The following is an 8680-nucleotide window of genomic DNA, read 5'->3' as shown; positions in this document are numbered from 1 at the left end:
ATCAGCATAACACGAGTCTCCACCCTGTCCGCGCGCAAGGTCGCAAGCAGAAAGGCGGCGTCCTGCGCGAGGGGAAGAGCGGCGAGGCCCTGATCATCGGGCATGCTCTCTTGTTTCTCTTTCTCGGCCCGGGAAGCCGATTTGGCTTCGATGCGCTTACGGCGCTCTGCACCTGCAGTCAGCATGCGCTTACGCTCCCAGGGGAATTGGACCCATTCCATCCAGAGTCCGCGGACCGCGTCGGCGAGCGCGAAGAATGGGAGGCCGGCCATCTCCACCACGGCCATGTTGCGCTCGTGCGGGGAAAGCCGCGCCCATAGGGCCATGCCGCCGCGGGTAAAGGGCAGCCAGCGCAGGTTGGTGCCGCCTTCGTCGAGATGATGCGGGCAGTAGATCCAAAGGAACTTGGAAGGATCCAGCGCGATCACCACCTTCTTGGGGCGGCCGGCCAGCAGGACGCCGCGGCAGTATTGTAGATAGAAGTCCAGCGGCGTGGCGCCGGGTTCGGCCCAGTTCTCCACGCGCGCGTCGGGCTCCATCCTTTGCAGGTCGTCTTCCAGGCGCTGGCCTTTGTCCAATCGGTAATTGCCGATGTTGGAGTCGCCCAGCAGGAAGACCAGGGGGCGTCGATCGTGGAAGCGTAGGCGCGCTCCTCCCCAGCATAACGCGCTGAGGGCCAGGGCAATGCCTGCCGCCAGGAGGGAAGCGGGGAAGGCGCGGAAAGCGCGATTGGCTATAGCGCGATCCGGGGTCATGCAGGGTGCCCGGAACGATGAACGGAGCGGATTGCGTTGAGCATACGGCGCCAGGAAAATAGGTAACCGGAACGGAACGGACAATGCCCCGACATCGCGGAAGGCCTTGGTGTGGGCATGAAGACGGGACATTAAAACGGGAGATTAAAATCGCCTTGGGCCTGGCATTGGCCGTTGGACTATCCGGCACGCCAAGTTGGCAAAATCGCCGTGGATTGCGCCCGTAACCCCACGCAGGTATTTTCTCTAATAGGGATTCATAACCCTGAGGCGGACGCATGAAGAAGATGAATGCGAAGACCGCTGCCCTATTCACCGCGGCTTTGAGCTTTATGGGAATTGCCTCCGCTCCGTCCAGTCCGAAGCCGACAGCGGACCATTCCGGTATCCCCGCCATTACCCATCCGGGCGCTTCTTCGCCGGATAGGAATGTGCGGCATAAGGCATTAATCGATCGATATGCGCGTAGCGCGCGCAAGCTGGACAGCCTGGAGCGGAATGCGCTGAGCCGGGGTGGGGAAGATACCGTCTACTCGCGGCTGTTGCGACAGGCGCATACGCGACGGGACCATACCCAGTTCGCTTTCGATTTGCTCGGGTATGCGGATACCACGGATCCGACCGCCTGGGAGGTCGCGCGGGCCCGGGCGCAGGATTCGTTGGACAGCCTCGATCGATCCATCCGCATGGCCCAGGAGGATACCTTGCGGCCAGCGTCGCCACGCCCGCCTCCTTCGGGGCGCTTGCAAAAAGGCGGCGCGGAGCGATAGCGCATAAGCGGCTTGAGGCGAAATGCCTAAGGGGATGGCTCCGATTCATCGCCGGGAGTCGGCGGCGAATCGTCTTCGAGGGCGCTTCTGCGGGTCATGTAATCGGTGAAGCTCAGGGCCGCTACCGCCAGCAGGATGATGGCCAGCCCCAGATACACTCGGGGTACCGATCCTTGCGTGCGTAGTTCCATCAAGGCGAAAAGCAATAGGGCCGCCTGGCCTATCGCCAACGGCAGCACGGCGAAGACGCTCCAGGCATGTCCGCGGCAGGCCCACGAGACGGCCACGTTGAGGGACATCAGGACGAGCATGCCCAGGACGGCTAGGACGGGCTTGGCTAGGTGTCGCAGATCCGGTTTTACCATTTCGCTTTCCTCCGAGGAGATCAATGCGACAGGTATAATAACGGGAAGAGGAAGATCCAGACGCCGTCGACGAAATGCCAGTAGAGGGTGCCCAACTCCAAGGCCGCCGGGGTGGGCCTCCAGGCGGGCCGGGCGGCGCAGCGGACGGCCAGGAAAAGGGCGAGCACCACTCCGATGGCCAAATGCAGGGCATGCAGGCCGGTCAGGAAGAAATACTGGGTGAAGAAGAGGCGGGCGCGATCGGGATCGGGGCCGGCGAAGGTGAAGGTCCAATTCGCGAAGGGGATCAATCCTTCCGCGGCTTCATGCATGTACTCCTTGCCCTTGATGACCAGGAAGGCGCATCCTAATACTGCCGCTACGACCAGGCAAGCCGAAGTCCCTATGCGCCTTCCGGCTACGTACAATCGATTCGATAAGGTCATCAGGCCGCTCGTGATGAGGAGGATGGCGGTGTTGGTCGTTCCCAGGACCCGATCCAAGCGCTCGGCGGCGGCCATGTAGGCTTCGGGATAGAGTAACCGGTAGATGACGTACGCGCCGATGGCGGCTCCGAAGAACATGGCTTCGGAGGCCAGGAAAACCCACATGCCGATGCGCACCGCGCTGCGTTCCTGCTCCTCGGTTTCGAATTGATGGTCCCGTCCCACTCCGCGCGGGATCAGGGGTTCAAAGGCCGTCGGGCGGGTAGGCATAGGCTTCCTCCGTCACGATGGGCACGGTTTCGAAATTGTGGGGCGCAGAGGCTCCAGCCCAGGTAGATCAAGGGGAACACGTATCCGATGCCCAGCACGCCGGCGCCCAGGGTGGACATGACGTTGAGGGCCTGGAACTCGGGGGCGTAGGCGTAGTAGCGGCGCGGCATGCCTAAGTACCCGAGCACGAACTGGGGGAAGAAGGTGAGATTAAAACCAATAAAGGTGGTTATTGCGGAGAACCGTCCCATGGCCTCTGGATACATGCGCCCGGATATCTTAGGCCACCAGAAGTGGATGCCGCCCAGGTACATCATGACCATGCCGCCGACCATGATGTAGTGGAAATGGGCTACTACGAAATAGGTATCGGTTACGTGTACGTCGATGCCGAGGGCCGCCAGGAACAGGCCCGTCATGCCGCCCAAGGTGAAGAGTCCGATGAAGCCCAAGGCGTAGAGCATGGGCGTGTCCAGGCTGATGCGGCCCTTGTAGAGGGTGGCGGTCCAGTTGAAAACCTTGATGGCGGAGGGGATGGCGACCAGGTAGGATAGGGCCGAGAAGACCATGCTGCCGTAAGGCGATTGGCCGCTGACGAACATATGATGGCCCCAGACCAGAAAGCCGAAGAGGGCGATGGCCAGGCTGGAGAAGGCTACGAAGGTGTAGCCGAAGATGCGACGGCGCGCGAAGCATGGCATCAACTCGCTCATCACCCCCATGCCTGGCAGGATCATGATGTAGACGGCGGGGTGCGAGTAGAACCAGAACATATGTTGGAAAAGCAAGGGATCGCCGCCGAGGGTGGGATTGAAGAAGCCGACCCCGAAGACGCGTTCCAGGACCAGCAAGGTCAAGGTTACGGCCAGGACCGGCGTGGCGAGGATGATGATGACGCTGGTGGCGTACATGGACCAGAGGAAGAGCGGCAGCCGGAACCAGGTGAGGCCGGGGGCGCGCATGGAATGGATGGTGGCAATGATGTTGATAGCGGTCATCATGGATCCCAGGCCGGTGATGAAGATGCCGGCCACGGCCAGGCCCACGGCGGAATTGGAATAGATGCTGCTGTAGGGCGCATAGAAGGTCCAGCCCGTATCCACGCCCCCCGCGAAGATCATGGCGATCCCGAAAACGCCGCCGAAGGAGAACACGTACCAACTGGCCAGGTTGAGGCGCGGGAAGGCCATGTCGCGCGCGCCCACCATCAGCGGCACCAGGAAATTGCCCAGCACTGAAGGGATGACGGGCACCAGGAAGAACCAGATCATGATGATGCCGTGGATGGAGAAGAGTCGGGCGTAGGTTTCCTCCGAGACCAGATCGCCCTTGGGGGTCATGAGTTCCAGGCGCATGAGCAAGGCGGCGATGCCGCCCAGGAAGAAGAATGCGGTCAGGACGATCAGGTAGAGGATGGCGATGCGTTTATGATCGGTGGAAAAGAGCCAGGAGCGCAGGCTATGGCCGGAGTTTAGGTAATGCACGCGGGGAGGGGAGGCTGACGCAAGCGTCGCGGTGGCGGTGGTCATTGTATCTCTCCGTTTTTCCGCGCATCCCCGAGGGAACGCAAATAGGCGATCAGGGCCAGCATGTCTTCTTCATTGATGCGGCCCTGGAAGGAGGGCATCACCGGCGCGTATCCGGCGGCGATTTTGCGTTGCGGGAAATAGATCGATTCCCTGAGGTAGGCTTCGTCGGCGAGGACTAGGCCTCCTTCTTGCAGAGGCACGCTGCGGCCGTAGAGTCCCTCTAGCGCGGGCGCGCGGACGGTGGGGGAGACGCCATGGCAGCCGGAGCAGCCTTGCGCTCGGAAGATTGCTGCGCCTCGTTGGGCCAGGGTTTCGCTGGCGCCCGGCCCCCGGTCGCCTCCAGTGGCCAGCCAATGCTCGAAGGCGGCCGGTTCCATCACGACAACCTCCCCGCCCATGGAATGATGGGGGCTTCCGCAATATTCGGCGCAGAAAAGATGGTAAGTTCCCGGGCGCACCGCCTGGAAGTCCAGGGAGGTGTACATGCCCGGGACGGCGTCCTGCTTGATGCGGAAGGCGGGCACGTAGAAGCTGTGGATGACGTCCTCGGACGTCAGCACCAGGCGGATGCGCTCCCCGACCGGCACGTGCAGGGAATTGATCTCGCGCGGGCCTTGGGGATGCTGGACCTTCCACATCCATTGCATGCCGACCACGTAGACATCCCGCGCCTTCCCGCGCAAAGGATGCATGTCGAGGTAAAGCTTGGTGCCCCAAATGAAGATGACGGCGCAGACCGCGAGGGGAATGCCGGTCCAAGCGGCCTCCAGGAGAAGATGGCTGGGCGGGGGCGCGCTGCGATCGGGTTCGCGCGACTTGTGGTAGCGCCAGGACAGGAAGACGATGGCCGACGAAATTCCCAATAGGATCAGGCCCGTGAGGCCGATCAGGAACAGGAACAGGCCATCCACCTTGCCGGCGATGGCCGAAGCCTGGGGGAGGGAGAAGAAGGTATTACGCATGGGCCGATGTCTTTTGCGTTTCCGCCTGACGGGCCAAAGCGCGCGCGCGTTTGCGGCCTTTCCGTTCCAGCGCTACGGCGGAAAGGATCAGCGAGAGCACGAGGAAAGCCCCAAGGGCGCGCAGGCTTCCGTTGAGGTAGGGGGCGTATTTGCCGGTAACCGGGTTGTAACGGTAACAGGCGAGGAACACCCGATCGGAAATGCTCCCGAGCTTGCCCTGCGAGGCCTCGACCAGGCCAAGCCGAAGGTCCCGGGGCGGGAATTCCACCCCCGGGAAATACCGGGACACCCGCCCCTCCGGGGTCAGGACGATGACGGCGGCGGGATGGGCGTATTCCCCGGCGGCTTTATCATAGGCATAACGGAATCCGACCGAGGCAGCCAGGGCCGCTATGGAGGACTGCTCGCCCGTGAGGAAGCGCCAGCCCTCGGCCGCGCCCGCATCGCGCCCCACGCGGGCCATATAGGTCTTCTTCTTGGCGGTCGCCAGGGAGGGGCCTTCACGCGGATCGATGCTCACGGCGGCCACACGGTAATCGCGTCCGGGCTGAAGGGAAATGCCGTCCAGCCCCTGGGCGAGCCCGGTCAGCACGTAGGTGCAGAGCATGGGGCAGCGGTAATATGAGAGAACCAATAGAATTGGTTTACCGGACGCGACGTGGGCGAGGTTGATGGGAATCCCCGCTTCGTCGCGAAAAGGCAAGGAGAGATCCACCCGGGCGCCCAACTTCTGATCCAAGCCGATTTGGGAGTAGGGGCTGGGATCAATTTTTCCCGAAGTGATGTTTCCTGAAGCACCACTTTCCGCCGAACCGCTAACGGATGCGACGGTGAGAATCAGCATGGCCGAATAAAGGGATCTTCTCCTCATCGCGCGTTTCCTTTCGCCGCGGCTTCCGCTTCCGCCGGTGTAACCGGTTGCGCCGCCGCCCCTCCCGTCACCCCGGGGAAAACCCAATTCGGCCAGCCCTCCGAGACGATGCGATCCATCGCCTGGTCCACGGGAATGCTGATGATGCCCGATTGCCGATCCACCCAGCCGTAGGCCGGGGCCCGGGCCGCCTGGGTCGCGCCGAAGCGGCGCAAATCGCCGGGAGGGTCCGGGAACAATCCGGGCGCGCGGGAGCTGAATCGCATTACCGTGGCGCTGTCGCCGGCATGCGCGATGGCGTTGGGATGCAGGGCCGGCGGATCGGAAGGACGACCGAGTACGGGCTGCAATCCCCACAGGAACGCGAGCAAGGTGATCAGGCCCAGGAATAGAACGCCTCCGAAAACCGCCACCCAGAAATGGCCCATGTCCTTCACCTCCCGTTGGGCTTCCAACGAAGGCTGCGACGGGCCTGAATCAGTGGGTGTCATGTGGACTTTCCGCCACGGCGGCATGCGGCACGCCTGCCAGGCCCCAGAGATACGCGCCCAGCCACCATCCGCCTACGGCGATCCACGCCGCCGCATCCAGCCAGCTGATGCCGAATCCCGATTTCCGGTAGGATGGGGTGATGAACCAGAACATGTAGGCCAAATGGGCGAAGAGCAGCCATCCGCCCAGCCAGGCCAGGCGCCTGGGGCTGCTGCGGTTGGAGCGGAACAGGAGCAAGAAGAACGGGACCGCGAAGTAGAAGACGACGAAGGCGCGCGCGATCCAGCTCCAAGCCCCCGCATTGCGGTTCACGAACCAGGAGATTTCATGGGGAAGATCGCCGAACCAGATCAGCATGTATTGGAAGAAGGATGCGTAGATCCAGATCACCAAGAAGGCTAGTAATAGGGAACCGAGATCGCGGAATCCGGCGGGATCGAGATCGGGCGCGGCCGCGTCCCGCCTGCGCGCGAAGACGGCCGTCAAGAGCAATAGCGCCAAGGTGGCGGGCGCGGCCTGGGCCAGGAACAGGAATCCGTACATGGTGGAATACCAATGCGGCTCCAGGGACATGGTCCAGTCATAGGACGCGAACTGGCCCGCGAAGGCGAGCAAAACCACGCCGGGCCCGGACCAGGCATTGGCGCGGGCCGATGCCTTCGAGTCTCCTAGCGTGCGCTCCGCTGTCCGGGAAGCCCGCCCGGCCAGCCGCCAAGCCAGCCCTCCCCAGATCACGAAATACAAGACCGCGCGGATGAGGAAGAAAGGCAGGTTCAGATAAGGAAGCTTATGCCGCAAAAGGGGATCTTCCATCGCATCGGGGGCGGCCCAGGGATAGACGTGGCGCAGGCCGAAAGCGAGGGGCACGAAGATCAGGGCCAGCCAGGGCAAGGTCAAGGCGCCCGCCCCCAAGTAGGGCCGTACTTTCTTTCCCCACGATCCTCCCACCAGGTTATGCAGCATCAGGAAGCCCAGGCATCCGAGGGCCGGTTCCAGCCAGAAGATGAAGGCGAAAAGCCAGGAGCGCAGGGCCTGGGCGGAGTCGAAAAAAAGCCCCGCCGCGCAGGCCAGGGTACCCAGCAGGCCGAGGGCCAAGGCCGCATAGGCGCCGTCGCGCGCGGTCCGCATCATAGCGCCTCCAAGCGCCGGCGTTCCGCGTCCGGAGCGTCCCCGAGGGTGGCCCGCCGGCTGAGTTGCAAGGCGCGTATATAAGCGATGATTGCCCAGCGGTCCGGCGGCGGCACGCGATAGCCATAGGAATACATCATGCCGAACCCGTCGGTGATGACGCGATAGAAGTGGCCCGGGGCGGCGGCCAGGAGCCGCGCCTCATGATAGGAAGGGGGATGGGGGAAGCCATGCCGCGTAATCATCCCGTCCCCGTCGCCGTAGGCTCCATGGCAGGGGGCGCAATAGATGACATAGCGCTCGCGCCCGCGCTCGAGCAATTGCCGGTCCGGTGGGCCAGGGAAGCGGGAGGTATCCGCGACCACGGCCTCGCTATCGCGCGGAACCGCGCCTATGGGCGGGCTCAGGGCCGATTGGCTGTCGGGCCAAGCGGGCGCGGGCTCCAGGGGATCGAACCGTACTTGTTGATGCATCTCGTGGTTGGAGCAGGCCGCCAGGCATAAGCCCGCGAGGAGATAGAACGCCTTGGGTCCCGAGGCCGCCAGCAAGCGAATATTGATGCTATGCCGCGACATCGATCACCTCCGCGGGCCCGAGTTCCCATAGGAAGGATCGGGCGGTGCCGGCCCCGAAGCGAGGATCGCGCGATTCGATCAGGAGGAAGAAACGATCGCGCGTGGCGCGTTCGAAACCGGGTACGGCGAACAGGGGATGATGGGGCCTGGGCAAGCCATTGAAGGCGAGGATGGCGATCAGGCCGGACAGCCCCGAGGTCAGCACCGTCAGTTCGAAGATGATGATGATATAGGCCGGCCAGCTGAAATCGGGACGGCCCCCGACATTGAGGGGATAATGGAGGACGGTGGCATAGGTTTGCAGGGCCAGTCCGATAAGGCCGCCGGCGATTCCGCCCATCAGCATGGTCCCCTGCACCTTGCGATCGCGATGGCCCAAGGCCTCCTTGAGTTCGGCTACCGGAAATGGCGTGAAGGCGTCCAGAGAGGAATAGCCTTCCGCGCGCGCGCGCCGGGCGGCGGCGGCGATGGCTTCGGGCGAATCGAAGGCCGCCATGACTCCATACAGATCGGGCTCCAGGCCCCGCCCATCCGGCCC

General features: G+C 63.3%; 10 protein-coding genes and 1 pseudogene. 1 reads left to right on the top strand and 10 read right to left on the bottom strand.

All coding sequences use genetic code 11. The features are described from left to right. A partial coding sequence (locus JF616_20120) for a hypothetical protein (protein MBW8890067.1) occupies positions 1-755 on the bottom strand: 755 nt, incomplete at its 3' end. A 431-nt stretch (positions 756-1186) separates the two neighbouring features. Between JF616_20120 and JF616_20115 the strand changes: the two genes are divergently transcribed. Next, positions 1187-1525, top strand: a complete 339-nt coding sequence (locus tag JF616_20115; GenBank protein MBW8890066.1) for a hypothetical protein — start codon at positions 1187-1189, stop codon at positions 1523-1525. A 26-nt stretch (positions 1526-1551) separates the two neighbouring features. Here the strand turns inward: JF616_20115 and JF616_20110 are convergent, their stop codons facing one another. The 9 genes and pseudogenes from JF616_20110 to JF616_20070 all read right to left on the bottom strand — a co-directional run bounded on the left by JF616_20110 (position 1552) and on the right by JF616_20070 (position 8662). Next, the gene (locus tag JF616_20110) at positions 1552-1890 is read right to left on the bottom strand and encodes a hypothetical protein (protein ID MBW8890065.1); all 339 of its coding nucleotides are present in this window, start codon (positions 1888-1890) and stop codon (positions 1552-1554) included. A 20-nt stretch (positions 1891-1910) separates the two neighbouring features. Beyond that, positions 1911-2585 carry a cytochrome c oxidase subunit 3 gene (locus JF616_20105; protein MBW8890064.1) on the bottom strand — a complete coding sequence of 225 codons (675 nt, stop codon included), beginning with the start codon at positions 2583-2585 and terminating at the stop codon, positions 1911-1913. Next, positions 2560-4114, bottom strand: a pseudogene (locus JF616_20100) (cbb3-type cytochrome c oxidase subunit I). The gene JF616_20105 and the pseudogene JF616_20100 overlap by 26 nt, the downstream one beginning before the upstream one ends. Continuing rightward, entirely contained in the window at positions 4111-5076 is a 966-nt protein-coding gene (gene coxB / locus JF616_20095; protein MBW8890063.1) for a cytochrome c oxidase subunit II, read from the bottom strand. Before coxB ends, JF616_20100 begins: the two are co-directional and overlap by 4 nt. Beyond that, positions 5069-5947 (bottom strand): SCO family protein, encoded by an 879-nt coding sequence (locus JF616_20090; GenBank protein ID MBW8890062.1) that lies wholly within the window; start codon positions 5945-5947, stop codon positions 5069-5071. The genes coxB and JF616_20090 overlap by 8 nt, the downstream gene beginning before the upstream one ends. Then, the gene (locus JF616_20085; GenBank protein MBW8890061.1) at positions 5944-6438 is read right to left on the bottom strand and encodes a hypothetical protein; all 495 of its coding nucleotides are present in this window, start codon (positions 6436-6438) and stop codon (positions 5944-5946) included. Before JF616_20085 ends, JF616_20090 begins: the two co-directional genes overlap by 4 nt. Continuing rightward, on the bottom strand, positions 6425-7570 hold the full coding sequence (locus JF616_20080; GenBank protein MBW8890060.1) for a hypothetical protein: 1146 nt from the start codon (positions 7568-7570) through the stop codon (positions 6425-6427). Before JF616_20080 ends, JF616_20085 begins: the two co-directional genes overlap by 14 nt. Next, a complete protein-coding gene (locus tag JF616_20075; GenBank protein ID MBW8890059.1) occupies positions 7567-8040 on the bottom strand; it encodes a cytochrome c in 474 nt (157 codons plus the stop codon). Before JF616_20075 ends, JF616_20080 begins: the two co-directional genes overlap by 4 nt. Positions 8041-8128: 88 nt before the next feature. Next, positions 8129-8662, bottom strand: a complete 534-nt coding sequence (locus JF616_20070; GenBank protein ID MBW8890058.1) for a DUF3341 domain-containing protein — start codon at positions 8660-8662, stop codon at positions 8129-8131. Between the last annotated feature and the right edge of the window lie 18 nt (positions 8663-8680).

The organism is Fibrobacterota bacterium, from assembly GCA_019509785.1.
GTDB lineage: Bacteria > Fibrobacterota > Fibrobacteria > UBA11236 > UBA11236 > Chersky-265.
This window is presented reverse-complemented; position numbering and strand designations above follow the sequence as displayed.

Bases quoted from the DNA above. Each gene is read 5' to 3' on its own strand.
- JF616_20110 (MBW8890065.1), bottom strand. From the start codon at position 1,890: ATGGTAAAACCGGATCTGCGACACCTAGCCAAGCCCGTCCTAGCCGTC.
- JF616_20105 (MBW8890064.1), bottom strand. From the start codon at position 2,585: ATGCCTACCCGCCCGACGGCCTTTGAACCCCTGATCCCGCGCGGAGTG.
- JF616_20085 (MBW8890061.1), bottom strand. From the start codon at position 6,438: ATGACACCCACTGATTCAGGCCCGTCGCAGCCTTCGTTGGAAGCCCAA.
- JF616_20090 (MBW8890062.1), bottom strand. From the start codon at position 5,947: ATGAGGAGAAGATCCCTTTATTCGGCCATGCTGATTCTCACCGTCGCA.
- JF616_20075 (MBW8890059.1), bottom strand. From the start codon at position 8,040: ATGCATCAACAAGTACGGTTCGATCCCCTGGAGCCCGCGCCCGCTTGG.
- coxB (MBW8890063.1), bottom strand. From the start codon at position 5,076: ATGCGTAATACCTTCTTCTCCCTCCCCCAGGCTTCGGCCATCGCCGGC.
- JF616_20080 (MBW8890060.1), bottom strand. From the start codon at position 7,570: ATGATGCGGACCGCGCGCGACGGCGCCTATGCGGCCTTGGCCCTCGGC.